Below are 23,712 nucleotides of genomic sequence, written 5' to 3'. Positions count from 1 at the left end.
GCGCAGCGAGCTGTCGCCGCGGATTGGGGGCCGAAGCTCGCGGGGGTATTCAGCCAGCCAGGTTGTTGGTGTCCATGTCGTCGACCAGCCAGTCGCCGTCGGACTTCACCATGGTCATCACGACCTGGTCGCGGAAGATCGTCGGATCGGTCTTGTCGGCGCGCAGGGTGGGGCGGTTGACGAACACCAGCACCTGCACGCGGTCCTCGCCCGAGCGGACGATCCCCGAGGCGACCACGTCGGCGGTCACGACGACCTTGAGGTCGGGCGCGTTGGCCGCGATCTGGGTGAACAGGTCGTCGTACTTCTTGCGGTAGGAGGAGGTCATCAGCGCGTTGGCAGCCTGCTGGTCCTCGTCGAGGTGGCGGTAGTCGTAAGCCAGGATCGTGGTCGCCGCGCGCTCGGCCGCGCCCTGGGCGTCGCTCGTGGCGGTGGCGATCGCGTCGTCGGAGGGCTGGGTGACCAGGTAGCCGGCGAAGGCGACCAGGACCGCCACCACCGCGGCGAGCGCGGCGAGGAGCCACGCGGGGACCGGGCGGCGCTCGGTGGTCGGCGCGTCCTTCTCGGCTCGGGCGGCGGCGGGTGCGGCCGGCGTCGGCTCGGGCGGTGCCGGAGCGGGGTCCGGGTCGACGACCTCAGGCTCGAGGCTCGCGTCGTACGCCGCACGCCTGTCGGCGTCGAGGAGCACCTCGGCGGCCTCGTTGAGGGCGCGGAAGCGCCGGTCGCCGGGGTCGAGGTCGGCGATCGCGGAGCGCCACGCGGCGCGGATCTCGTCGGCGGAGGCGTCGGGCTCGACGCCGAGCAGGTCGTACCACGTGGGGGTCACGGGCTCGCCCCCTCGGTCGGGGCGGGAGCGCCGGACTCGGGCGGCACGGACGGCAGGGCGCCCCCGCCGGCCTCGTCGGTGCCGGTCAGCGGCTTGAAGTCGTCGATCAGCCAGGTGCCCTTCACCTTGACCAGCGTGACCTGGACGCGGAACGGCGCCGGCTCCGTCTGCACCCGCTCGTCGGAGCCGGGGCTCTTGGGGTAGGACTGCGTGATCGAGCCGGCCACCAGCGCGGTCGCGGAGTCGGCGTCGATCGCCGAGACGCCCGTGCTGAACACCTCCGCGGTGCGGGCGAGGCCCGCCTGCTTGACCGTCGCCTCGGCCAGCGGGGCGTTCTTCTCGAAGTCGGCGGCGAACTTGGCGGTGATCACCTCTTCGACGAGCTCGCGGTACTTCGGCATCGTGTCGCCGTCGAGGAGGTCGGGCCCGTAGGTGTTGATCCGGAGCATGAACTGCTCGGACTGGGCCATCACGGTCTCGCGCTCGGACTGCAGCGCGTTCTGGTCGCCCTCGATGCCCAGCGCGGAGACCGGCCGCGTGGCGGCGAGGTAGGCGACCGCCGCGACGGAGGCGAGGAGCAGCACCGAGAGCACGACGAGCAGGACGAGTCGCAGCGAGTGCGACGTGGTGCTTCGAGCCGTCGGGTCCGGGACAGCGCTCTCCTCAGTCACTCCTGACCACTGGTCAGGGGCTGGAGGAACAGCCACTTCCAGGACTCCTCTCCGAGCGACGGCGGGGCCACGGTACCGGTCGTCGGGACCTCGCCCGCACCGGTGCCGGCAGCGGCGCCGGTCGGGTCGCCCCAGGCGAGCTCGCCGGTCTCCGGGTCGTAGGACGCCACGACCGGCGCGTCGTCGTACGACGTCGCCGCGCGCGGTGCGTTCTGGGCGCCGCGCGGGTTGCTCTCCGAGGCCGGCTCGGCGCAGTGCGCGTTGACGTTCATCGGCCGGTTGCTGCCGTCCTGGGGAAGCCGGGTGTCGGTGCTCTCGTAGCCCTTGTGGCAGACCTTCTGGGTGGTGAGGATCAGGCCGAAGTGCGCGTCGTAGAGCCCGGTGTCGGCGGACTTCGAGACGACGGTGAAGCCGCCCTCGACGGCGTAGGGGTAGACCACGAGCAGCTGCTTGATGCCGTCGAGGTGCTTCACGACCACGTCGCCGGTGGTGACCAGGTTGTTGATGAGGTCGCCGAGCTCGACCTGGTTCTGCTCGAGGAAGGTGCGCAGCTGGGTCGCCGCGATGCCGCCGGTGTCGATGAGGTTGCGGAGGTCGGGGTCGGCGCCGGCGAGCACCGTGCTGAACGCCTGGAGCTGGGCCGAGAAGTTGCGGATCGCCGACTCGCTGTCGATCTGCCCGTGCAGCACGGTGTTGCTGTCGCGGATCAGCGCGGTGGTGACGTCGAAGTTGTCGTTGGCCGCGTCGATGAAGGAGCCGCCGGAGTCGATGATCGTCTGGAGGTCCTCACCAGTGCCGCCGAACGCCGCGCCGAGCTCGTCGATCGTGGTCTTGAGGTCGTCCTTGTCGACCGACTCGACGGTCTCGGAGAGGTGGGTCAGCAGCGTGTCCGTGGCGATCGGCAGGCGGGTGTTCTCCTGGTCGATCACCGAGCCCTCGTGGAGGAACGGCCCGTCGTCGCGCTGCGGCTGGAGCTCGACGTACTGCTCACCGACCGCGGAGCGGTTGCCGATCACGGCCAGGGTGTCGGCAGGGATCTCGTCGTAGCCGTCGTCGATGTCGAGGACGACGTCGACCCCCTCGTCGGTGAGCTCGAGCTTGTTGACCCGGCCCACGCTGACGCCGCGGTAGGTGACCTCTCCCCCGGCGAAGATGCCGCCGGAGTCGGCGAAGCTCGCGTTGACCGTGTAGTTGTCGTCGTAGAACGCCTTGTCGAGCTGGGCGTAGCGGGCGCCGACGAACGTCACGCCGAGCAGCGTGATGACGACGAACACGACCAGCTGGAGCTTGGTGCGGCGGGTGATCACTTCTCCCCACCTCCCTGCACGACCAGCTGGGGCACCAGCAGGTTGACCAGCGCCGGGTCGTAGACCGTCTGCAGCTGGGCCATGGTCGGTCCGCCGTGGGCCTGGTCGTTCCACGGCCCGGTCGCGCTGCGGCCGAGGCCCAAGCCACCGAGGACCCCGCCGACCTGCTCGCCGAGCTGGCTGAGCGGGTCGCCGCCCGCGGCGCCGGGCAGCCCGGGCACGCCCGGGATCGTGTTGAGCAGCACGCACACTGTCTTGGGCTTGTTGGCCGGCTCCTGGCAGACCTGCCGGAGCTTGAGCAGCGCCTCGGGCGTGTGCAGCACCCGCAGGCACGCCGGGCTCGAGAGGTTGCCGCTGGCGATGCAGTCGAGCACGCTCTGCAGCAGCTGGCCCGGGTCGAGCTGGGTCGGGAGGATGTCGGTCGGGTTGGTCGGCATTCCCTGCGTGAGGTCGAGGTCCAGCCGGATCGACAGGTTGGTGTAGTCGCCCATGTGCAGGTTGCGCGCGACCTGCGGGTCGCGGCCGACGACCTCGTCGACGAACGGGTAGGTCAGGAACACGTTGAACGCGTTGACGAAGTCGTCTCCCGAGGCCGCCAGCTGGTTGAGCACCGGCTGGAGCTGGCGCAGCGAGTCGATGGTCGCGGTCTTCGACGCCTTGATCACGCGGACGCCGACGTCGGAGAGCTGGTCGAGGGCCTGGAGCATCTTGACGAGGTCCTGGCGCTGACCGTCGATGCTGGTCAGCGCGCTCGGCAGCTCGTCGAGCGCCTCGTCGATGTTGCCCTCCTGCTGGTGGGCGGAGACGGCGAGCCGGTTGAGCGCCTCGATGGCGTCGACGATCTGGGCCTTGTTGGTGTCGAGGCTGCCGGTGAAGGTGTCGATCTGGCTGAGCACCGAGCGGACGTTGTCCTCGCGGCCGGTGACGGCCTTGTTGAGCTCCTGAGTGATCGTCTTGAGCTGGGCCACGCCGCCGCCGTTGAGGATCAGGCTCAGCGCGCCGAGCACCTCCTCGACCTCGGGGTTGCGGCCGGTGTGGTCGAGCGGGATGACGTCGCCGTCGCCGAGCGTCTGCTCGCTGGCGCCGGTCTCGGGCGCCGACAGCGACACGAACTTCTCGCCGAGGAGGCTGGTCTGGCGGATCTCCGCGATCGCGTTGTCGGGCAGCAAGGTGTCGTTGCGGAGCTCGAGGGTCACGTTGGCGTGGTAGCCGTCGAGCTCGATCTCCTTGACCTGGCCGACGCTGACGTCGTTGACCTTGACCGTCGACTTCGGGACGAGGTCGAGCACGTCCTCGAACTGGACGGTCACCTGGATCGGGTGGTCGCCGACGTCGGTGCCTCCGGGCAGCGGCAGGGAGTAGACGTCGAAGTCGCAGCCCGAGAGCACGACGCTGCCCAGCAGCAGCCCGAGGAGCAGGCGGAGGCGGCGCGGGAGGCGGGTCACCGGTCGCTCCCTCCCTCGGTCGCGGGGTCGGCGGCCACGAGCCCACCGAGGGTGGGGTCGAATGCCTGGCCGTAGGACGTGCCGGTGCCGAACGGCGCCGACCGCTTGAGGATCTGGCTCGCGAGGCTGCACAGCTGGCCGCTCTTGTCGACCTGGCCGAGGAAGCCGCACACCAGCGTCTGCGGGTCGGAGGCGATCTGGTTGACCACCTCGCCGAGGTTGGCGTTGGTGTCGAGGGTGCCGGTCTGCGGGTTGTAGGTCAGCGCCAGGTTGTTGAGCGCGATCGGAGCGCTGGTCAGTGTCTCGTCGAGGGCGTCGCGCTGCTTGACCAGCACCTTGGCGACCCGGTTGATGTGCGTGATGTTCTTGCCGAGGATCTCGCGGTTCTCCTGGACGAACGTCGCGACGTCGCCGAGGCCGACCGACAGGTTGTGCAGCGCCGCGGCGAGCTCCTCCTTCTCGCCCGAGAGCAGGTCGGAGACGTCGGAGAGGGACTGGTTGAACTGGCGCACGGTCTTGTCGTTGGTCGCCAGCGTGCTGATGAAGCCCTCGAGCTCGCGAGCCGAGCCGAACAGCGCTTCCTTGTTGTCGTCGAGCGTCTGGGTCAGGGTGCTGAAGTCCTGGATGGTCTGGTGGAACTGCGCGCCCTCACCGCCGAAGTTCTCCGCTGTGGTCGTGAGCAGGTCGGACAGCGCGCCGTTCTTGTTGGCGCCGTTGGGGCCGAGCGCGACGTTGAGTTGGTCGAGGCTGGAGTAGATCTGGTCGAGCTCGAGCGGCACGCCGGTGTCCTGCTGCTCCAGCACCGCGCCGTCGGCGAGCGTCGGGCCCTCCTCGTAGACCGGGGTGAGCTGGACGTAGCGATCACCGACGATCGACGGCGAAACGATGACGGCCTGGGCGTCGGCCGGGATCTTCACGTCGGGGTCGTAGTGCATCTCGACCACGACGTCGGTGCCGGTCGGCGTGACCTTGTCGACCGCCCCCACCTGCACGCCGAGCACCTTGACCGGGCTGCCGACGTACAGCGAGATCGCGCGCGGGAAGTGCGCGGTGAGCTTGTTGGAGTCCTCGGAGGTGAACATGGCGAACCCGGCGGCCACCACGAGCGCGAGGAGGCAGAGCGGGACGATCAGCCGCTTGACCAGGTTGAGGGAGCCGCTCATCCGACACCACCGCCGTTCTGCAGGTCGGGGGCCGGCGGCATGTTCTGGATGTAGGTGTCGAACCACGGGCCGTTGCCCAGCGTGCTCGCGAACACGCGGTAGAACGGCGCCATCAGCCGCAGGCTGTTGTCGATGTTGTCCTCGTTCTTGTTGAGGATGCCGACCACGTCGTCGAGCTGGGTCAGGGCGGGCTTGAGGTCGTCGCGGCTCTGCCGGACCAGCGCGCTCAGCTCGGTCGAGAGCGTCGAGGTCGACACCAGCAGGTCGTGCACGGCGTCGCGCCGGGCGACGAGCGCCTGGAAGAGCGTGTCGGACTGCTTCATCAGGTCGACGATGTCCTCGTCGCGCTCGTTGAGGACCGACGAGACCCGCTCGAGGTTGGTGAGCAGCAGGTGGATCCGCTGGTTCTTGTCGGCGATGTTGGCCGAGAGCCGCGAGACGCCGGACAGCGCCGCCTTGAACTCCTCGGGCGTGTTGCGGGTCAGGTCGGCCAGCGTCGTCAGCGACTGGGCCAGCTGGTCGGTGTCGATCTGGTCGGCGGTCTCGGCCAGGCCGGAGAACGCCTGCACCACGTCGTAGGGCGAGCTGGTGCGCTCGACCGGGATCTCGTCGCCGGCGTCGAGCTGGCCGGCGCCGGCCGGCTCGAGCGCGAGGTACATCGCGCCGAGCAGGGTGTTGACGCGGATCGAGGCGCCGGTCTCCTTGCCGAACTCGGAGTCGGTCTTGACCCGGAAGGTGACCTTCACGTGGTCGCCCTCGAGCTCGATCTTCTCGACCTTGCCGACGCGGACCCCGGCGATGCGGACCGGGTCGTCGGCCTTGAGCCCGCCGGCCTCGGCGAACGCCGCGGTGTAGGTCTCGCCGCCGCCGATGACCGGCAGGTCCTGGGCACGGAACGCCGCCAGGATCAGCGCGGCGATGACGGCGAGGCTGATCGCCCCGATCGTGACCGGGTTGCGCTCGCGGAACGGTTTGCTCATGGCTGCCTCATCCCAGATCACACCTGGGAGAGCCGGTGTTGTAGGTGACGGGCACCGTGACACCGGGCAGCTTGATCTTTCCCTGGAACTGGCAGAGGTAGAAGTTGAACCACGAGCCGTAGATCGCCGTGCGGCCGACCTTCTCGAGCTTGATCGGCAGCACCTGCAGCGCGCGGTCGAGCTCGCCGCGGTTGCGCTGGATGTTCGAGGTCAGCTTGCGCAGGTTGGCGATGTCGTCGACGAGCGGCGAGCGGATGCCCTTGACCAGCGACGCGGTCTGCACCGAGAGCTGGGAGATCTGGTCGAGCGAGCCGAGGATGGCCTCGCTGTCGTCGTTGAGGCCGCCGACGAACTGGCGGAACGTCGTGATCAGCTGGTTGAGCTGCTGGTCGCGGTCCGCGACGTGGTCGAGCACCTCGCTGAGGTTGTCGACGAGGTCGCTGATGACCTGGTCGCGGTCCGCCAGCGTGCTGGTCACCGAGGCGGTGTGCGCCAGGAGGCTCTCGAGGGTGCCGCCCTCGCCCTGGAACACCTGGACGATCTCGTAGGACAGCTGGTTGATGTCGGCCGGGCTGAGGGCCTGGAACAGCGGCTTGAACCCGTTGAAGAGCACGGTCAGGTCGAGCGCCGGCGCCGTGCGCGAGATCGGGATCGTGTCGCCGTCGGCCAGCTTGTCGGACGAGCCGACCTCCTGGGTCAGGGCGACGTAGCGCTGGCCGACGAGGTTGCGGTACTTGATCGTCGCGTGCGTCGCCTGGGTGACCGAGGTCGAGTCGTCGACGGAGAACGTGACGAGGGCGCGGGTGCGATCGGTGATCGCGACCTCCTTGACCGTGCCCACCTTCACCCCGGCGACCCGGATGTCGTCGCCCTTGTTGACGCCGGTCGCGTCGGCGAAGACCGCCTTGTAGGTCGAGGCGCCGGAGAAGTTCAGGTTGCCGATCGTCACGACCAGCACGCCGGTGGCGAGCGTGGTGACGACCATGAAGATCACGAGCTTGGTGAGGTCGCCGGCCGTCTTCCTGTCGAGGATCTTCACGGGGTCGCACCCCCCGCCGGGTCGCCCACCGAGACCGTCGCGCCCCGCACCATCGGGCCGAGCAGCAGGCTCCCGAGGTCGGGCACCTGCTCGGCGGTCGTGCCCAGGGCCGGGGCGAGCAGCGTGTTGAGGAGATCGGCCTCCTCCGGCGATCCGGCGTACGCGCCGAAGTCGCCGAGCTGGACGCCGCTCGCGCCGGCGTACGACGCACCGGTCCGGCTGGTGCCCTTGCCGGTCGGGGTGTCGACGCCGTCGACGAAGTCGGGCTGGCGGCGCACCGGGTTGGACTGGTTCCAGGGCGGGTTGGGCAGGTGCAGGCACGTCGGGCCGCGGTCCTCGCCGAGCACCGGCTTGTCGGCCTCGGTGTAGCCGCGCGGCTGGTTGGGCAGCGTCTCGAGGACGATGTGGAGGGTGAAGCCGCGGAACGCCTCGGCCTCCATCTTGCCGTTGTTGACCAGGCCGCCGAGCAGGCACGGGAACTCCGTGGAGTAGCGCGCCAGCACCCGCAGCTGGGCCCGGCTGACCTCGCCGAGCCGGATCAGGTTGTCGCCGTTGTCGTCGAGGAAGGTCCGCGCGGTGCCGGAGAACTGCGTGACGTCGTCGAGCAGCTCGTGGAGGCGGGCCTCGCGCGTCTCGAGCGTGGTGGTCGTCGTGACGGTGTTGTGGAGGATGTCGCCGACCTGGGGCAGCACCTCGGCGTAGGTGTCGGAGACCGACGCGGTCAGGCGGAGGTCCTCGACCAGGGCCGGGATCTGCGGGTTGAGCCGCTTGAGGTAGCTGTCGACGGTCTCGAGGTTCTCGCCGAGCTGGTCGCCGCGGCCCTCGAGCGCGGTCGCCAGCGCGTTGAGCGTCTGGTTGAGCGCGGCCGGCTCGACCGTGCGCAGCAGCGGGTAGAGGTCGGAGAGGACCTTCTCGACCTCGGTGGCGACCACGGTCCGCTCGATGGTGTCGCCGGCCTTGATCGGGCTGGCGGCGGGGTCGTCGGGGACGATGAGGGAGACGTACTTCTCGCCGAACAGCGTCTTGGGCACGATCGAGGCGGTCACGTTGGCGGGGATCGTGTCGACCTTGCTGGGGAACAGGCCCAGGGTCAGCTCGGCACCGTCGGCGGTGGCGTCCATGTCGAGCACCTCGCCCACCATCACGCCGCGGATCTTCACGTCGGCGCGGGCCGGCAGCTGCAGGCCGATGTTGGACGTCTGCACCGTCACCCGGTCGTAGTCGGCGAACTTCTTGGTGAACGTCGCGTAGACGAGGTAGCCGGCCAGGACCACCAGCGCCACGAAGACGACGCCGAGGACCTTGTGCTGGCGGGCGAGGAAGCTCATCGCGCTCCCCCGGGGTGCGCGCGGACGTGTGGGGTGGTCATCCGGCCAACCTCACGGTGGTCGTGGCCCCCCAGATCGCCATCGACATCAGCAGGTCGAGCACGTTGATGGCGACGATGCTGGTGCGCACCGCGCGGCCCACGGCCACGCCCACGCCCGCGGGGCCGCCGCCGGCGTTGTAGCCGTAGTAGCAGTGGATGAGGATGACGACGACCGCGAACACCAGCACCTTGCCGAAGGACCACAGCACGTCACCCGGCGGCAGGAACTGGTTGAAGTACTGGTCGTAGGTGCCGCTGCTCTGGCCGAAGAACTGGGTGATGACCAGCCGGCTGGCGAAGTACGACGACAGCAGGCCCACGACGTAGAGCGGGATGATCGCGATGAGGCCGCCGATGATGCGGGTCGTGACGAGGAACGGCAGCGAGGGGATCGCCATCACCTCGAGGGCGTCGACCTCCTCGGAGATGCGCATCGCGCCGAGCTGGGCGGTGAAGCCGCACCCGACGGTCGCGGCCAGGCCGATCGCCGCGACCAGCGGCGCGATCTCGCGGGTGTTGAAGTAGGCCGAGACGAAGCCGGCGAGCTGGGCGGTGCCGAGCTGGTTGAGCGCCGCGAAGCCCTGGAGGCCGACCTCGGTGCCGGTGAAGAAGCACATCGCGAGGATGACGCCGACGGTGCCGCCGATGACCGCGAGCGCGCCCGAGCCCAGGGTGGTCTCGGCGAGGATCCGCAGGATCTCCTTCTTGTAGCGGACCAGCGTGCGCGGCGTCCACGCGAGCGCACGGACGTAGAAGCCGAGCTGCGAGCCGAGGTCGTCGAGCATCCCGGCGGGCTTGGCGTAGAACGCCTTGAGGTTGGCCATCGTCGTTCCCCCGTCAACCCGTCTTCGGTGGGACGAGCTGGAAGTAGATCGCGCTCATCACGAAGTTGACGACGAACAGGAGCATGAAGCTGATGACCACCGACTCGTTGACCGCGTCGCCGACGCCCTTCGGCCCGCCGGCGGCGTTCATGCCCTTGTAGCAGGCCACGATCGCGGCGAGCAGCCCGAACACGAGCGCCTTGGCCATGCCCTGCCAGAGGTCGGGCAGCTGGGCGAGCGCGGTGAAGCTCGACAGGTAGGCGCCTGGTGTGCCGTCCTGGAGGACGACGTTGAAGACGTAGCCGCCGGCGACACCGACGACCGAGACCAGGCCGTTGAGGAAGACCGCGACGAGCATGCAGGCCAGCACGCGCGGCACGACGAGACGCTGGATCGGGTCGATGCCGAGGACCATCATCGCGTCGAGCTCTTCGCGGATCTTGCGCGCTCCGAGGTCGGCGGCGATGGCCGAGCCGGCCGCGCCTGCGATCAGCAGGGAGGTGGCGATCGGGCCTGCCTCGCGGACGACGGCGAGCACCGCCGCCGAGCCCGTGAACGACTGCGCGCCGAACTGCTTGATCAGCCCACCCACCTGGAGCGCGATCACCGCCCCGAACGGGATGGCGACCAGCGCCGTCGGGATGATCGTCACCGAGGCGATGAACCAGGCCTGCTGGATGAACTCGCGCGTCTGGAAGGGCCGCCGGAACAGCCCCCGGCCGACATCGAGACCGAAGGCGAACAGCTTGCCCGCGGTCCCGACCGGGGCGAGGATGCGCGTTGCGGTCGTGGATGCCATCTCGTCCGGCCCTAGCCGGCCCCGGGCGCCATGGACATGTTCTGGTCGAACGAGCCGGGCGGCGGCGTGACGCCGTTCTCGCGGCACCAGGCGCCGGGCTCGCGCTGGCTGCGCCGGGCGATGCCGTTGGACGGCTCGAGCTGCATCGGGATCGGCGGCAGCGGGGGCATCGCCTCGTCCTTCTCGGCCTCGAGCTCGTCGGCGTCCTTCTCCTCGGACATGCCGATCGGGCCGACCTTCTGGGCGTTGAGGAACTGGCGCACCACCGGCTCCTCGGAGGAGAGCAGCATCTCGCGCGGCCCGAACATGGCGAGGTGGCGGTGGTAGAGCAGGCCGATGTTGTCGGGCACGGTGCGCGCGGTGTTGATGTCGTGGGTGACGATCAGGAACGTCGCGTCGATCTGGGCGTTGAGGTCCACGATCAGCTGGTTGAGGAACGCCGTGCGGACGGGGTCGAGGCCGGAGTCGGGCTCGTCGAAGAGCACGATCTCGGGGTCGAGCACCAGGGCGCGGGCCAGGCCGGCGCGCTTGCGCATGCCGCCGGAGATCTCGCCGGGCAGCTTGTCCTCGGCGCCGAGCAGACCGACGAGGTCCATCTTCTCCATGACGATGTCGCGGATCTCGGACTCGGACTTCTTGGTGTGCTCGCGCAGCGGGAACGCGACGTTGTCGTAGAGGTTCATCGAGCCGAACATCGCGCCGTCCTGGAACAGCACGCCGAACAGCTTGCGGATCTCGTAGAGCTCCTTCTCCGAGCAGCTCGCGATGTCGGTGCCCTCGATGATCACCGAGCCCTTGTCGGGCTTGAGCAGGCCGATGAGGGTCTTGAGGAGCACGGACTTGCCGGTGCCGGAGGGCCCCAGCATCACGGAGACCTCGCCGGCGGGCACGGTGAGCGTGACGTCACCCCAGATCAGCTGCTTGCCGAATGACTTCGACAAGTCCTCGATCTTGATCTCCACACCCATTTGCGAGTTCTCCCATTCGACCGAGGTTGCCCGCCGCTCGGTCCCCTCAGTGGGCGCTCTCGGAGCCATCGGCCCACACTGACCAGTAACAACGGTGGTGAAGGGGCGAGGTTACGCGTAGGCAAACGCGCGCGTCACCGCTTCACGACCGTCGGTCCCACCCGAGAACTCCCCGGCTTTACCCGCCCGTGGCGACGACGAAACCTGCAGGTCCGGGCGGGTGTGCCGGGTGCCGGTCCGAGACGCGGCGAGGGCGGCCATCCCGGTCGGGATGGCCGCCCTCGGCGGTGCTTCAGTGGTGGAGCAGCGTCACTTGACGGTGACGGTGGCGCCGGCGCCCTCGAGGGCCTCCTTGGCCTTGTCGGCGGCAGCCTTGTCGACGCCCTCGAGGATCGGCTTCGGCGCGGCCTCGACGAGGTCCTTGGCCTCCTTCAGACCGAGGGAGGTCAGCGCGCGCACCTCCTTGATGACGTTGATCTTCTTGTCGCCCGCGGCCTCGAGGACCACGTCGAACTGGTCCTGGTCGGCGGCGTCGTCGCCACCGGCGGCGGCAGCGCCACCACCAGCGGCGGGGGCCGCGGCGACGGCGACGGGGGCGGCGGCGGTGACGCCGAAGGTCTCCTCGAACTGCTTCACGAACTCGGAGAGCTCGATGAGCGTCATCTCCTTGAACGCGTCGAGCAGCTCGTCGGTGCTGAGCTTCGCCATGATGGCGGTTCCTTCCAGTCGTTGGCCCGCGGCGTGCGCCGGAGCCGGGTTTTCTTCAGGTGGTGGTCAGCCCGTGGATCAGGCTTCGGTGGCCTCGTCGGCCTCGGTCGACTCCTCCGCGGGGGCCTCGTCGGTGCTCGCCTCGGCGGCGGGCTCCTCGGTGGTCTCCTCGGTGGTGTCCTCCTCGGCCGCCGGAGCGGCCTCCTCCGCGGCGGGCTCCGGTGCGGCACCGGCACCACCTGCGAGGATCGAGGGGTCCTGCTCGGCCTTCGCCTGGAGCGCGCCGGCGAGCCGGGCGGCCTGGGCGAGCGGGGCGTTGAGCAGGAAGACGGCGTTCTGGAGCGACGCGAGCATGGCGCCCGCGAGCTTGCCCAGCAGCACCTCGCGCGACTCGAGGTCGGCGAGCTTCGCGACCTCCTTCGCGTCGATGGCCTTGCCGTCGAGGTAGCCGCCCTTGATGATCAGGGCGGGGTGGGCCTTGGCGAAGTCACGCAGCCCCTTCGCGGCCTCCACGACGTCCCCGTTGAGGAACGCGATCGCGGTGGGACCGGTCAGCAGCTCGTCGAAGCCCGTGATGCCCGCCTCCTGGGCGGCCAGCTTCGTCAGCGTGTTCTTGACCACGGCGTAGTCGGCGTGCTCGCCGAGGGAGCGGCGCAGGTCCTGCAGCTCCTTGACGGTGAGCCCGCGGTACTCGGTCAGCACGGCACCCGCGGATTCGTTGAACGACTCGACGATCTCCGCGACGGCGGCCTGCTTCTCTGCCCGCGCCATCGGTCTCCTTCTTGTGCACTCACTTGCTGAGGTGAGACCGGCCCCGAAATGGCGAACGCCCCGAGCGCAGGCTCAGGGCGTGAACTTCCGTGCAGAAGGTCGTGCTCCGTCCCCTGCGCAGGCCGTCCGCTCTCACGGAACCTTCGGCCGACTGCTTGCACAGCCGAACGACCGGCGGTCTCTGGTTACGACGAGAAGACTACGGGCGGTGCCGAGTCTCACCAAATCCGCCGTCGATCAGCGGTGGTCGAGCCGGTGCGCAGGCTGCGGAAGTCCACCGCTGGTTGAGGAGGTTGCGCAGCAACCGTCTCGAAACCCCCGCAGCGACGGCCGGGACTCACCCGAGTGCCGGCGCTGCGGTGATCTCGACAAGCTCGATCGGCGGCGGGCGAGCCGGTGCGCAGGCTGCGGAAGCCCACCGCTGGTTGAGGAGGTTGCGCAGCAACCGTCTCGAAACCCCCGCAGCGAAGGCACCCGAGCCGAGTCGACCGGGTGCCTCCGCTGCGGAGATCTCGACGAGCTCGATCAGCGGTGGGCCAGTCCCAGCCCCGGCCTACGAGCCTTCGAGCGGGCGAGGCAGCCGCGCAGCGGCTGACGAGCCCGCCCACCCCCACCCCGTGAAGGCGGAGCGACGGCGCTGCGCGGGGCGGGGCCGGTGCGCTCGCCCCGGAGCGTCAAGGGGCTTGGCCGCGGCGCGGGTAGCGCGACGCAATGCGAGCGAGAAGTACTGCCCGCGACGCGCCGCCCCAGCCCGGGGCGAGCGCACCGGACCCGCCCCACGACCGGCACCACGAGCGAAGACCCAGACCCAACCCCGACCCACTAGGAGATGACGCGCATCGGCTCACCAGCCATCCAGGCCTCGATGTCCTGGACCGCCTCGGTGAAGTAGGTGCGGTAGTTGGCGGCGGTGACGTAGCCGAGGTGCGGGAGGGCCAGCACGGTGGGGAGGGTCCGCAGGGGGTGGTCGGCGGGGAGCGGCTCCTCGTCGAAGACGTCGAGGCCCGCACCGGCGATCCGGCCCTGCTGGAGGGCGGCGACCAGGGCGTCGTTGTCGACGAGGGCGGCGCGGGCGGTGTTGACGAAGTAGGCGTCGCGGCGCATGGCGGCGATGTCGCCCGCGGCGATGATCCGGCGGGTGGACCAGGAGAGCTGCAGGTGGAGCGAGACCACGTCGGAGTTGAAGAGCAGGTCGCGCTTGGAGGCGGCGAGCCGCACGCCGGCGGCCGCGGCGCGCTCCTCGGTCAGGTGCGGGCTCCAGGCCATGACGTCCATGTCGAAGGCCCGCGCCACCTTGGCGACCCGGGTGCCGATGTTGCCCAGCCCGATGACCCCGAACGTCGACCCGGCGAGGTCGCGGCCGACCGTGGACTGCCACGGGCCACCCTCGCGCATCGCGGCGGCCTCCTGGGAGACGCCGCGGAGCAGGCCGAGCACCAGCGCCCAGGTGAGCTCGGCCGGCGGCGCCGACCGCGAGGCCGTGCCGCACACGGTGATGCCGCGGCCGCGGCAGGCCGCCAGGTCGATCGCCGCGTTGCGCGAGCCGGTGGTCACCACCAGCTCGAGGTCGGGGAGCCGCGCCAGGATCGACTCGGTGAGCGGGGTGCGCTCGCGCATGACGACCACGACCGAGGCGCCTCGCAGGGTGCGGACGAGCTCGTCCGGGTCGGCGATGTGGCGGCGCACGGAGACGACGTCCACGCCGTGCAGCCTCGACCAGTCGGCGAAGTGCATCGCCACGTCCTGGTAGTCGTCGAGGACCACGCACCTCACGTCTGCGCCACCGCCCGCTCCCCCCAGAGCAACCCCGAGCAACCTCGGGCCAGGAAGGGGTCAGCCCGCCGGTAGCAAGGTACGGGCGGGCTGACCGAAAATTCGCGGAAACCGGAGAAGAGCTGCCTGACCCCGGTCATCGCTGTCACTCCTCGGCGGCGTCCTCGGAGGTGACGTTCTTGGTGCGGTTGGGGTCGACCTGGACACCGGGGCCCATGGTCGTCGAGACCGTCACCTTGCGGATGTAGCGGCCCTTGGAGCTGGCCGGCTTGAGCCGCAGCACCTCCTCGAGCGCGGCGGCGTAGTTCTCCGCCAGCGCCACCTCGGAGAAGGAGGCCTTCCCGATGATGAAGTGCAGGTTGGCGTGGCGGTCGACGCGGAACTCGATCTTGCCGCCCTTGATGTCCGTCACGGCCTTGGCCGGGTCGGGCGTGACCGTGCCGGTCTTGGGGTTGGGCATCAGGCCACGCGGGCCGAGGACGCGGCCGAGCCGGCCCACCTTGCCCATCATGTCGGGCGTCGCGACGACGGCGTCGAACTCGAGCCAGCCGCCGTTCACCTTCTCGATGAGCTCGTCGCCACCGACGATGTCGGCGCCGGCCTCACGGGCGGCGTCGGCCTTGTCGGCGTTCGCGAACACGAGCACGCGTGCCGTCTTGCCGGTGCCGTGGGGCAGGTTGACGGTGCCGCGCACCATCTGGTCGGCCTTGCGGGGGTCGACCCCGAGGCGCATGACGACGTCGACGGTCTCGTCGAACTTCTTCTTGCTGGAGGTCTTGGCGATCTTGATCGCCGTCAGCGGGGCGTGGAGCTCGTCCTTGTCGAACGTCTCGGCCGCCGCGCGGTAGGTCTTGCTGCGCTGCATGTCAGTTCCCCTCCGTGGTGACACCCATGGAGCGGGCGGTGCCCTCCACGATCTTCATCGCGGCGTCGATGTCGTTGGCGTTCAGGTCGGGCAGCTTGGTCTGGGCGATGTCGCGCACCTGGTCCTTGGTCAGCTTGCCGACCTTCTCCTTGTGCGGGACGCCCGAGCCCTTGCTGAGGCCGGCGGCCTTCTTGATCAGCTCGGCGGCCGGAGGGGTCTTGGTGATGAACGTGAACGACCGGTCCTCGTAGATCGTGATCTCGACCGGGATGACGTTGCCGCGCATGGACTCGGTCTGCGCGTTGTAGGCCTTGCAGAAGTCCATGATGTTGACGCCGTGGGGACCGAGGGCGGTACCGACCGGCGGGGCCGGCGTCGCGGCACCGGCCTGGAGCTGCACCTTGACCAGGGCAGCGATCTTCTTCTTGGGGGGCATTGCTCTACTTCTTTCCTCTTGTGGTCATGACGAGCGCTCGTAGGTCGCTCTGCCACTTCTTCTGTTGTCCCGGAGTGAGCCGGGCGCGCTTCAGACTTTCTGGATTTGACTGAAGCTGAGCTCGACCGGGGTCTCCCGGCCGAAGATCTCGACCAGCGCCTTGACGCGCTGGGACTCCGGGTTGATCTCGGTGATCGTCGCGTGCAGCGTCGCGAACGGGCCGTCGACGACCATCACCGAGTCGGAGACGTCGAAGTCGGCCACCTCGACCGGCTTCTTGGTCGCGGACGCCGTGCCGGGCGCGGCGGTGCCGGCGGCGACGGCCTCGGCCTCGGCGCGGGCCACGACGGCCGGGGCCAGCATGTTCTCGACCTCGGACATGCTCAGCGGCACCGGCTGGTGGCTGTGGCCGACGAACCCGGTCACCGACGGGGTGTGGCGGACCGCTGCCCACGACTCGTCGGTGAGGTCCATCCGGACCAGGACGTAGCCGGGCAGGACGGTCCGCTTGACCATCTTGCGCTGGCCGTTCTTGATCTCGGCGACCTCTTCGGTGGGGACCACGATCTCGTGGATGTAGTCCTCCATGTTGAGGGAGATGATGCGGTTCTCGAGGTTGGACTTCACCCGGTTCTCCATGCCGGAGTAGGTGTGCACCACGAACCAGTCGCCCGGCTTGGCCCACAGCTCGCGGCGGAAGTCCTCGAGCGGGTCGGACGCGGCCGGTTCGCCGGACTCGGCGTCGTCGTCGGCGTCGTCGGCGTCGTCGTCGGCCTCAGCGTCAGCGTCGTCGTCGTCGTCGACCTCGGCGCTCTCGGCGCTGACGGGCTCGTCGGCCTCGGACAGCCCACGGGAGGTCAGGCCGCCGTCCTCGCGGTCGTCGAGACCCATCTCGAGGTCGGTGGTCTCGTCGGTGACCTCGGCGTCGAGCCGCGGGTCGTCCTCGATCTCGGGGCCGTCGTCGGGCTCGCCGTACTGGTCCTCGAGCTCGGGGTCGGGGCTCTCGCCGGGCTCGAGGCCGGAACCGGTCTCGGCCTGCTCGGCCTCGCTGGTGGTCTCCTCGACGTCAGCGGCGTCCTCGGCGGTGTCCACCGAGGGCTCGTCCTGCTCGTCGTACTGCTCCGACACGTGTCGCTCCATCACTCGAATGCTGGGGTGGCCGTCCTGCCGGCCTCGGTCTGGCGGGTGCTACTCGGCGCTGCGGCCGTCGAAGATCGCGAACGCCAGCTTGCCGAGCCCCAGGTCGAGCAGCGAGACGATCGTCATCATGATCACGACGAAGATCATCACGACGATGAAGTAGGTGACGAGCTGCTCCTGGGTCGGCCAGACGACCTTGCGCAGCTCGGCCACGACCTGCCGGTAGAAGGTCGTCGGGCTGGTGCGCTTGTCGGACCGCCCGGAATCACGTGACCCGCGCTCGCGCGGCCCGGGAACCGCCTTGCTGTCCGTCACGCTGTTCGCCTCGTTCCTTCGTGTATGTCGGTGCTGTCGTCGTGCTGTCGTCGTGCTGGGTGCGCTTCTTGCAGGGCACGAGGGACTTGAACCCCCAACCTTCGGTTTTGGAGACCGATGCTCTGCCAGTTGAGCTAGTGCCCTCCGGGTCTCCCTCGTCGACCACTGCTCGACCATTGCGGCCGACCTGCCCGGGGGCATGGCAAAGCCTGTGGGAAACCACCAATCGGGAAGTCTACGGGGAAGGCCGGACGAGTGCGAACTCCCCGCCGCTGCGGGGCCCCGCACAGGTCTGGGACGATGGCAGCGTGACCGCTTCCGGGACCTCGCAGAGCACGTCGTCTCCTCGCCAACGCACGCCGTTGACCGAACGTTCCGCCGAGGAGCTGGCGGAGTTCCTCTCCGAGGCGCGGGCGGCCTACGACGAGCTCGTGGCGCAGGGGCTCTCGCTCGACCTGACCCGGGGCAAGCCCGCCGCCGCCCAGCTCGACCTCTCCAACGCGCTGCTGGACCTGCCGCACGGCGTGGTCGACCAGGCCGGCGTCGACACCCGCAACTACGGCGGACTCGAGGGCATCGCCGAGCTGCGCGCCATGTTCGCCGACCTCCTGTGGGTCGAGCCCGAGCAGGTCGTGGCGGGGGGCAGCTCGAGCCTGGTGATGATGCGCGAGGTCCTGACCGACCTGTGGCTCAAGGGCGCCGTCGACGGCGAGCGGGCCTGGGGCGCGGAGGAGAAGGTCCGCTTCATCTGCCCGGTGCCGGGCTACGACCGGCACTTCACGCTCCTCGACTGGTTCGGCATCGAGATGGTGACCGTGCCGATGAACGCCGACGGGCCGGACCCCGACGCCGTCGCCGAGCTGGCGGGCAAGGACCCGAGCATCAAGGGCATCTGGGTGGTGCCGACCTACGCCAACCCCAGCGGCTCGATCGTGACCCAGGAGGTCGCCGAGCGGCTCGCCTCGATGACGACGGCGGCGCCGGACTTCAAGATCCTGTGGGACAACGCCTACGCGTTCCACCACCTCACCGAGGCCGAGGCCAAGAGCGCCGACATCCTGTCGCTCGCGTCGGCCGCGGGCCACCCGCACCGGCCGATCATGTTCGCCTCGACGTCCAAGATCACCTTCGCGGGCGCCGGCGTCGCGTTCCTGGCCGGGTCGGTCGAGACCGTGAAGTGGTACCTCGGGCACCTCGGCAAGGGCTCGATCGGCCCCGACAAGGTCAACCAGCTGCGGCACGCGCAGTTCTTCGGGTCGGCGCAGGGCGTCCGCGACCACATGCGCCGGCACCGCGAGATCGTCGCCCCGAAGTTCGACTCGGTCCTCCGCGTGCTGCGCGACGAGCTCGGGGGGCTCGGCATCGCCTCGTGGACCGAGCCGACCGGTGGCTACTTCATCAGCCTCGACGTGCTCGACGGCACCGCGGCGCGGGTGATCGAGCTGGCCAAGGAGGCGGGCGTCGCGCTGACCCAGGCCGGCTCGTCGTTCCCCCACGGCCAGGACCCTCGCGACCGCAACATCCGGCTCGCGCCGACGTTCCCCGAACCGCCCGAGGTCGAGGCGGCCACCCACGCGGTGGCCGTCTGCGCGCGACTGGCCGCCGCGGAGAAGCTGGTTGGATAGCGACAGCCGCCCGCTGCGCGAGCTCCCGAAGGCGCACCTGCACCTGCACTTCACGGGCTCGATGCGCCACGCCACGCTGCTCGAGCTCGCCGAGCGCGACGGCATCCGGCTGCCCGACCAGCTGGTCTCCGAGTGGCCGCCGCAGCTCTCGGCCGCCGACGAGAAGGGCTGGTTCCGCTTCCAGCGCCTCTACGACGTGGCCCGGTCGGTGCTGCGCACCGAGGGCGACGTGCGCCGGCTGGTCCTCGAGGCCGCCGAGGACGACGTCGCCGACGGCGGTGGGTGGCTGGAGATCCAGGTCGACCCCAGCGGCTACGCCGCGCGCTTCGGCGGGATCACGGCGTTCACCGACCTGGTGCTGGACGCGGTGCGCTCCGCGTCGGAGCAGACCGGGCTCGCCATGGCGGTCGTCATCGCCGCCAACCGCACCCGCCACCCGCTCGACGCGCGGACGCTGGCCCGGCTCGCCGGGCAGTACGCCGGCCGCGGCGTGGTCGGCTTCGGGCTCTCCAACGACGAGCGCCGCGGCTCGACCTCCGACTTCGCCGGCGCCTTCCGGATCGCCGAGCGGGCCGGTCTCAGGCTGGTGCCCCACGGCGGTGAGCTGCGTGGTCCCGAGCACATCGCGACCTGCCTCGACGCGCTCCACGCCCAGCGACTGGGCCACGGGGTGCGCTCCGCGGAGGACCCCGCGCTGCTCGACCGCATCGTCTCGGCCGGCGTCGCCCTCGAGGTGTGCCCGGTCAGCAACGTCGCGCTCGGCGTCTACTCCGACCTCTCGTCGGTGCCGCTGCCCACCCTGCTCGAGGCCGGCGCGACGGTGGCCCTGGGCGCCGACGACCCGCTGCTGTTCGGCTCCCGCCTGCTCGGCCAGTACGCCGCCATGCGAGCCGCCCACGACCTCGCCGACGACCAGCTCGCCGAGCTCGCGCGAATGTCGGTGCGTGCCTCCTCGGCGCCGGACGACGTGCGGACGCGACTCCTCGCCGGGATCGATCAGTGGCTCGCCCGGCCCTGACATCATCTGACCCGTGAGCGACCCCGAGGAGACCGCGCCGTTCACGCACCGGCCCTACGGCGACGACTCGCAGGACGACCCGCTCGTCTCCCCCTCGGGGCCGGCGGCCCAGCCGTCCGGGCCCGGCTACGTGGCTCCCTCCGCCCCTCCGCCGCCGATGACGAGCCCCACCGTCGGACCGGTGCCCTACGGCTACCAGGGCGGGTTCCAGCCCGGCTGGACACCGGCGTACGGCGCGGCCTACCCGGGGTCGCTCAACCACAAGGGTGCGACCACCTCGCTGGTGCTCGGCATCATCTCGATCGCCTCGCTGGTGCTCACGCCGGTGTGCTGCATCACGATCCCGGGCCTCTTCTGCGCGCCGTTCGCGTGGGGCATCGGCGCCAAGGCCGTCCGCGAGATCGAGCGCCGGCCCGGGATCTACGGCAACCTGGGCGCGGCCAGGACGGGGATGTGGATGGGCATCGTGATGTCGATCATCGGGTTCGTCTGCATCGCGCTGCTCGTCGGGCTGGCCGTGTGGATCGGCTACACCGACTACTCCCTCGTCTAGCGGGAGACCTCAGAGCTCGACGCCGACCAGCACCGGCTCGTTGACCAGCCGGATGCCGTGCGTCGCCTCGACGCCGTCGCGGACCTCGCGGGCGAGCGCCAGCAGCTGCTCGGTCGTCGCACCGCCGCGGTTGGTGAGGGCGAGGGTGTGCTTGGTCGACAGGCCGACCGGCCCGGCGCCGTACCCCTTGGAGAAGCCGGCGTGCTCGATCAGCCAGGCGGCGCTCGTCTTGACCCGGCCGTCGGGCTGCGGCCAGGCGGGGGCGCCGCCGGGAACGGCGGCCTCGTCGACCACCGGGTTGGTGAAGAAGGAGCCCGCGCTCCACGTGTCGTGGTCGTCGGCGTCGAGCACCATGCCCTTGCTCCGGCGCAGCTCCAGCACCGCGGCCCGGACGTCGGCCAGCGGGGCGCGACCGCCCTGCTCGACGCCGAGGGTGCGGGCCAGCTCGGCGTACTGCACCGGCGCACCGAGGCTGCCCTGCCGCAGCTGGAAGGTCACGTCGAGGACGACGTGCCGGTCGGGGTCGACCTTGAACCGGGAGGTCCGGTAGCCGAAGCCGCAGTCGGCGTTGGCGAAGGTGCGCACCCCCCGGAGCACGCGGTCCCACACCCGCACCTGCGCGATGGTCTGCGAGACCTCCTGGCCGTAGGCGCCGACGTTCTGGATGGGGGTCGCGCCGACGTGGCCGGGGATGCCCGCGAGCGCCTCGATGCCGACCCAGCCGCGCTCGACGGCGGCGGCCACGAGGTCGTCCCACGACTCCCCCGCCGCGACCGTCACCATCGCCCCGCCGCAGGTCGGGTCGTCGTGCGCCTCGACGTCGGCGCGCACGCCGGACGTCGCGACCTCCACGACGGTGCCGTCGAAGCCCGCGTCGGCCACGACGAGGTTGCTGCCGCGTCCGAGCACCAGGACCGGGCCCTCGACGGTGCTCACCGCCTCGACGAGCTCCTGCTCGGTGGTCACGCGGACCCACGTCGAGGCCGGCCCACCGAGCCGGAGCGTGGTGTGGTCGGCGAGGAGCTCAGTCACGCAGCGTGGCCTTGCAACCGCGCAGCACGTCGACGCCGTCGCAGGTCACCGACAGCGTCACGGTCGCGACGCCGTCGCGCTCCTCCTGGACTCCCGAGACGACCACCTCGGTGCCCTCGACCGGCACGACGACGGGCTTGACGAACTTGGCGCCGAAGCCGACGACGCGGCCTGGCCCCGCGTGCTCCTCCACGAAGCGGGCCGCCAGCGCCATCGTGTACATCCCGTGGGCGATCACGCCGGGGAGGCCGACGCTCCGGGCGACCTGCTCGTCCTGGTGGATCGGGTTGTGGTCGCCGCTGGCCTCGGCGTAGGCGACGAGGTCCTGCCGGGTGACCCGGAACGTGCGCGGCTCGAGCTCGGTGGTCATCGCGCGCCCCTCACTCCCCGGCCCGGTGGACCAGCGTGGCGGTGCCGGTGCACACCAGCGCCCCGCTCGCGTCGGTGATCTCGCTGGAGGTGCCGATGATGTCGGCGCCGCCGATCTGGCGCAGGCTCGTGACGCTCAGGGTGGTCGTCAGCACGTCGCCCGGCACGATCGGCCGCTCGTAGGCGAACCGCTGCTCGCCGTGCACGATGCGGAACAGGTCGACCTGCTCGGCCTCGAGGAAGGCGTTCATGGCCTCGAAGGCGAGCACGATCGGGTACGTCGCGGGCGCAGGCCCCCCGGCGTACGACGACCCGGTGGCCTCGGCGAAGGCGCGGACCCGGTCCGCGGTGACCTCGACGGCACCGGTGGGCGGGAACGACCGGCCCACGAGCGACTGGTCCACAGGCATGGACCCAACCTAGTGGTGCCCGTGACCTAGTGGTGCCCGTGGTGCTTCGGCGGCTTGTGGTGCTGGTTCTTGTCGTGGCCGGGCTTGTGGTGCTTGGGCTTGTGGTGCTTGGACTTGTGGTGCTTGGACTTGTGGTGCTTGGGCTTGTGGGCCTTCCTGTGGTGCTTGGCCCTGGTCGGCCGGTGCGGTCGCGGCTGGGTCGCGGCGGCCGGCTGGGCGCCGGGTGTGGCCGCCGCGGCCGGGGCCTCGGCGGGGAGCACCGGACCGTTCGAGCTCGCCGGCGTGCGCAGCGCGTGCGTCGTGGCGGGCGCCTCGGCGTACGGCAGGCCCAGCGAGAGCCCGAGCGCGATGACGGCCGCGGCGCCGACCAGGGCGCCGGCGCGCAGTCCGCGCCGCTGCCACCACGGCACCGGCGGGGTGACCAGCGCCGTCGCCTCGGTCTCGATGTCCGCCTGCGCGGCCCGCGCGGCGCCGAGCGTGCGACTCAGCGGTGCGAGACCCGCCGCGACCGCGGCTGCCGTGGGCCGCAGCGCCGGGTCGCGGGAGGTCATCGCGCGGAGCAGGTCCCCGAAGCGGTCGGGCAGGTGGTCCGGCACGACGGGGTCGTGGGTCAGCCGCGCCAGGGCGGCCTCGGTCGGGGTGCCGCCGAAGGCGGGCCGGCCGGTGATCAGCTCGAGGAGCACCAGGCCGAGCGCGTAGATGTCGGCCGGGGTGCCGACCTCGCCGCCGGACGCCTGCTCGGGCGCCAGGTAGGTCGCGGTGCCGATCGTCGTGCCTGTCGCGGTGACGCGGACCGTGTCGCCGACCAGCCGGGCGATGCCGAAGTCGGCGAGCCGGACCCGGCCCTGGCCGTCGAGGAGGAGGTTGCCGGGCTTGATGTCGCGGTGCACCACGCCGGTGGCGTGCACCGGCGCCAGGGCGGTGGCCACCTGGGCGCCGATCTCGGCCACCCGGTCGAGCGGCTGCGCGCCCCGGTCGACCAGGTCGGCGACCGTGCCCCCGGGGAGCAGCTCCATGACGAGGTAGGGGTGGTCGCCGGTGATGCCGGCGTCGAGCACGGTGACCAGCCCGGGGTTGGACATCCCGGCCAGGATGCGCGCCTCCGACACGAACCGGGCCCGGGCGACGTCCGACTCCGGCGCCTCGCGGAGGAGCTTGATCGCGACCCGGCGGTCGAGCACGGTGTCGTGGGCGGCCACCACGTCGGCCATGCCACCCCGGCCCAGGCGCGACTCGACCCGGTAGCGGCCTGCGACCAGCAGGTCCGGGGGTCGTTCGTCGGTCGTCATCCGGGGTGTCTCCGTCC

At 70.6% G+C, this 23,712-nt stretch carries 25 protein-coding genes and 1 tRNA gene; 3 read left to right on the top strand and 23 right to left on the bottom strand.

Annotation, left to right across the window (positions count from 1 at the left end):
* Positions 1 to 49 precede the first annotated feature (49 nt).
* From G514_RS0122450 to G514_RS0122360, 19 genes are all read right to left on the bottom strand, one after another.
* Positions 50 to 826 (bottom strand): J domain-containing protein, encoded by a 777-nt coding sequence (locus G514_RS0122450; protein WP_028653574.1) that lies wholly within the window; start codon positions 824 to 826, stop codon positions 50 to 52.
* Complete coding sequence (locus tag G514_RS0122445) at positions 823 to 1,497, bottom strand: hypothetical protein (RefSeq protein WP_028653573.1); 675 nt, start codon at positions 1,495 to 1,497, stop codon at positions 823 to 825. Before G514_RS0122445 ends, G514_RS0122450 begins: the two co-directional genes overlap by 4 nt.
* Positions 1,494 to 2,804 carry an MCE family protein gene (locus G514_RS0122440; RefSeq protein WP_028653572.1) on the bottom strand — a complete coding sequence of 437 codons (1,311 nt, stop codon included), beginning with the start codon at positions 2,802 to 2,804 and terminating at the stop codon, positions 1,494 to 1,496. The genes G514_RS0122445 and G514_RS0122440 overlap by 4 nt, the downstream gene beginning before the upstream one ends.
* Entirely contained in the window at positions 2,801 to 4,249 is a 1,449-nt protein-coding gene (locus tag G514_RS28450; protein ID WP_051248102.1) for an MCE family protein, read from the bottom strand. Before G514_RS28450 ends, G514_RS0122440 begins: the two co-directional genes overlap by 4 nt.
* On the bottom strand, positions 4,246 to 5,412 hold the full coding sequence (locus G514_RS28445) for an MCE family protein (protein ID WP_051248100.1): 1,167 nt from the start codon (positions 5,410 to 5,412) through the stop codon (positions 4,246 to 4,248). Before G514_RS28445 ends, G514_RS28450 begins: the two co-directional genes overlap by 4 nt.
* Positions 5,409 to 6,392, bottom strand: a complete 984-nt coding sequence (locus G514_RS0122425; RefSeq protein ID WP_028653571.1) for an MCE family protein — start codon at positions 6,390 to 6,392, stop codon at positions 5,409 to 5,411. Before G514_RS0122425 ends, G514_RS28445 begins: the two co-directional genes overlap by 4 nt.
* A 7-nt stretch (positions 6,393 to 6,399) precedes the next feature.
* Positions 6,400 to 7,431 (bottom strand): MCE family protein, encoded by a 1,032-nt coding sequence (locus G514_RS28440; RefSeq protein WP_036566015.1) that lies wholly within the window; start codon positions 7,429 to 7,431, stop codon positions 6,400 to 6,402.
* Positions 7,428 to 8,759, bottom strand: a complete 1,332-nt coding sequence (locus G514_RS0122415; RefSeq protein ID WP_028653570.1) for an MCE family protein — start codon at positions 8,757 to 8,759, stop codon at positions 7,428 to 7,430. The genes G514_RS28440 and G514_RS0122415 overlap by 4 nt, the downstream gene beginning before the upstream one ends.
* A gap of 37 nt (positions 8,760 to 8,796) precedes the next feature.
* Entirely contained in the window at positions 8,797 to 9,624 is an 828-nt protein-coding gene (locus G514_RS0122410; protein ID WP_028653569.1) for an MlaE family ABC transporter permease, read from the bottom strand.
* Between the two features lie 13 nt (positions 9,625 to 9,637).
* Positions 9,638 to 10,423, bottom strand: a complete 786-nt coding sequence (locus G514_RS0122405; protein WP_028653568.1) for an MlaE family ABC transporter permease — start codon at positions 10,421 to 10,423, stop codon at positions 9,638 to 9,640.
* A gap of 11 nt (positions 10,424 to 10,434) precedes the next feature.
* A complete protein-coding gene (locus G514_RS0122400) occupies positions 10,435 to 11,391 on the bottom strand; it encodes an ABC transporter ATP-binding protein (protein WP_028653567.1) in 957 nt (318 codons plus the stop codon).
* A gap of 309 nt (positions 11,392 to 11,700) precedes the next feature.
* Entirely contained in the window at positions 11,701 to 12,099 is a 399-nt protein-coding gene (gene rplL, locus G514_RS0122395; RefSeq protein ID WP_028653566.1) for a 50S ribosomal protein L7/L12, read from the bottom strand.
* A gap of 78 nt (positions 12,100 to 12,177) precedes the next feature.
* The gene (gene rplJ, locus G514_RS0122390) at positions 12,178 to 12,870 is read right to left on the bottom strand and encodes a 50S ribosomal protein L10 (RefSeq protein WP_028653565.1); all 693 of its coding nucleotides are present in this window, start codon (positions 12,868 to 12,870) and stop codon (positions 12,178 to 12,180) included.
* A gap of 822 nt (positions 12,871 to 13,692) precedes the next feature.
* Positions 13,693 to 14,634 (bottom strand): D-2-hydroxyacid dehydrogenase family protein, encoded by a 942-nt coding sequence (locus G514_RS0122385; RefSeq protein ID WP_245582307.1) that lies wholly within the window; start codon positions 14,632 to 14,634, stop codon positions 13,693 to 13,695.
* Positions 14,635 to 14,788: 154 nt separating this feature from the next.
* Positions 14,789 to 15,508 (bottom strand): 50S ribosomal protein L1, encoded by a 720-nt coding sequence (gene rplA, locus G514_RS0122380; protein WP_028653563.1) that lies wholly within the window; start codon positions 15,506 to 15,508, stop codon positions 14,789 to 14,791.
* A 1-nt stretch (position 15,509) separates the two neighbouring features.
* Entirely contained in the window at positions 15,510 to 15,944 is a 435-nt protein-coding gene (gene rplK / locus G514_RS0122375; RefSeq protein ID WP_028653562.1) for a 50S ribosomal protein L11, read from the bottom strand.
* A gap of 90 nt (positions 15,945 to 16,034) precedes the next feature.
* On the bottom strand, positions 16,035 to 17,087 hold the full coding sequence (nusG, locus tag G514_RS0122370; protein WP_028653561.1) for a transcription termination/antitermination protein NusG: 1,053 nt from the start codon (positions 17,085 to 17,087) through the stop codon (positions 16,035 to 16,037).
* Between the two features lie 45 nt (positions 17,088 to 17,132).
* Positions 17,133 to 17,399: a preprotein translocase subunit SecE gene (secE, locus tag G514_RS0122365; RefSeq protein ID WP_028653560.1), complete on the bottom strand. Its 267-nt coding sequence runs from the start codon at positions 17,397 to 17,399 to the stop codon at positions 17,133 to 17,135.
* A 71-nt stretch (positions 17,400 to 17,470) separates the two neighbouring features.
* Positions 17,471 to 17,543: transfer RNA gene (locus G514_RS0122360), tRNA-Trp, on the bottom strand.
* A 218-nt stretch (positions 17,544 to 17,761) separates the two neighbouring features.
* On the opposite strand from G514_RS0122360, the gene G514_RS0122355 reads away from it, so the two are divergent.
* The 3 genes from G514_RS0122355 to G514_RS0122345 are packed head-to-tail and all read left to right on the top strand — an operon-like array spanning position 17,762 to position 20,595.
* On the top strand, positions 17,762 to 19,024 hold the full coding sequence (locus G514_RS0122355; protein ID WP_028653559.1) for an aspartate aminotransferase type Ic: 1,263 nt from the start codon (positions 17,762 to 17,764) through the stop codon (positions 19,022 to 19,024).
* Positions 19,017 to 20,042, top strand: coding sequence for an adenosine deaminase (locus G514_RS0122350; protein ID WP_028653558.1), 1,026 nt, complete (start codon positions 19,017 to 19,019; stop codon positions 20,040 to 20,042). Before G514_RS0122355 ends, G514_RS0122350 begins: the two co-directional genes overlap by 8 nt.
* 13 nt (positions 20,043 to 20,055) lie before the next feature.
* On the top strand, positions 20,056 to 20,595 hold the full coding sequence (locus G514_RS0122345) for a hypothetical protein (protein ID WP_028653557.1): 540 nt from the start codon (positions 20,056 to 20,058) through the stop codon (positions 20,593 to 20,595).
* Between the two features lie 9 nt (positions 20,596 to 20,604).
* Here G514_RS0122345 and G514_RS0122340 read toward each other — a convergent pair whose 3' ends face one another.
* From G514_RS0122340 to G514_RS28435, 4 genes are read right to left on the bottom strand one after another with little or no spacing between them, the layout of a single operon-like run.
* Positions 20,605 to 21,627 carry a UDP-N-acetylmuramate dehydrogenase gene (locus G514_RS0122340; protein WP_028653556.1) on the bottom strand — a complete coding sequence of 341 codons (1,023 nt, stop codon included), beginning with the start codon at positions 21,625 to 21,627 and terminating at the stop codon, positions 20,605 to 20,607.
* Entirely contained in the window at positions 21,620 to 21,997 is a 378-nt protein-coding gene (locus G514_RS0122335) for a MaoC/PaaZ C-terminal domain-containing protein (protein ID WP_028653555.1), read from the bottom strand. The genes G514_RS0122340 and G514_RS0122335 overlap by 8 nt, the downstream gene beginning before the upstream one ends.
* Before the next feature lie 10 nt (positions 21,998 to 22,007).
* Positions 22,008 to 22,406 (bottom strand): FAS1-like dehydratase domain-containing protein, encoded by a 399-nt coding sequence (locus G514_RS0122330; protein ID WP_028653554.1) that lies wholly within the window; start codon positions 22,404 to 22,406, stop codon positions 22,008 to 22,010.
* A gap of 26 nt (positions 22,407 to 22,432) precedes the next feature.
* Entirely contained in the window at positions 22,433 to 23,695 is a 1,263-nt protein-coding gene (locus G514_RS28435; protein ID WP_051248098.1) for a serine/threonine-protein kinase, read from the bottom strand.
* Positions 23,696 to 23,712: the final 17 nt, after the last annotated feature.

This window comes from Nocardioides halotolerans DSM 19273 (genome assembly GCF_000422805.1).
Taxonomy (GTDB): Bacteria; Actinomycetota; Actinomycetes; order Propionibacteriales; family Nocardioidaceae; genus Nocardioides; species Nocardioides halotolerans.
Note: the sequence above shows the minus strand (reverse complement) of the source record. Positions and strands in the feature narration are given on the sequence as shown.

What these genes read in the sequence shown, in the direction of transcription:
- G514_RS28445 (WP_051248100.1), bottom strand. Translation starts at nt 5,412, where the DNA reads ATGAGCGGCTCCCTCAACCTGGTCAAGCGGCTGATCGTCCCGCTCTGC.
- G514_RS0122425 (WP_028653571.1), bottom strand. Translation starts at nt 6,392, where the DNA reads ATGAGCAAACCGTTCCGCGAGCGCAACCCGGTCACGATCGGGGCGATC.
- G514_RS0122415 (WP_028653570.1), bottom strand. Translation starts at nt 8,759, where the DNA reads ATGAGCTTCCTCGCCCGCCAGCACAAGGTCCTCGGCGTCGTCTTCGTG.
- G514_RS0122410 (WP_028653569.1), bottom strand. Translation starts at nt 9,624, where the DNA reads ATGGCCAACCTCAAGGCGTTCTACGCCAAGCCCGCCGGGATGCTCGAC.
- G514_RS0122405 (WP_028653568.1), bottom strand. Translation starts at nt 10,423, where the DNA reads ATGGCATCCACGACCGCAACGCGCATCCTCGCCCCGGTCGGGACCGCG.
- G514_RS0122400 (WP_028653567.1), bottom strand. Translation starts at nt 11,391, where the DNA reads ATGGGTGTGGAGATCAAGATCGAGGACTTGTCGAAGTCATTCGGCAAG.
- rplL (WP_028653566.1), bottom strand. Translation starts at nt 12,099, where the DNA reads ATGGCGAAGCTCAGCACCGACGAGCTGCTCGACGCGTTCAAGGAGATG.
- rplJ (WP_028653565.1), bottom strand. Translation starts at nt 12,870, where the DNA reads ATGGCGCGGGCAGAGAAGCAGGCCGCCGTCGCGGAGATCGTCGAGTCG.
- rplA (WP_028653563.1), bottom strand. Translation starts at nt 15,508, where the DNA reads ATGCAGCGCAGCAAGACCTACCGCGCGGCGGCCGAGACGTTCGACAAG.
- rplK (WP_028653562.1), bottom strand. Translation starts at nt 15,944, where the DNA reads ATGCCCCCCAAGAAGAAGATCGCTGCCCTGGTCAAGGTGCAGCTCCAG.
- G514_RS0122335 (WP_028653555.1), bottom strand. Translation starts at nt 21,997, where the DNA reads ATGACCACCGAGCTCGAGCCGCGCACGTTCCGGGTCACCCGGCAGGAC.
- G514_RS0122330 (WP_028653554.1), bottom strand. Translation starts at nt 22,406, where the DNA reads ATGCCTGTGGACCAGTCGCTCGTGGGCCGGTCGTTCCCGCCCACCGGT.
- G514_RS28435 (WP_051248098.1), bottom strand. Translation starts at nt 23,695, where the DNA reads ATGACGACCGACGAACGACCCCCGGACCTGCTGGTCGCAGGCCGCTAC.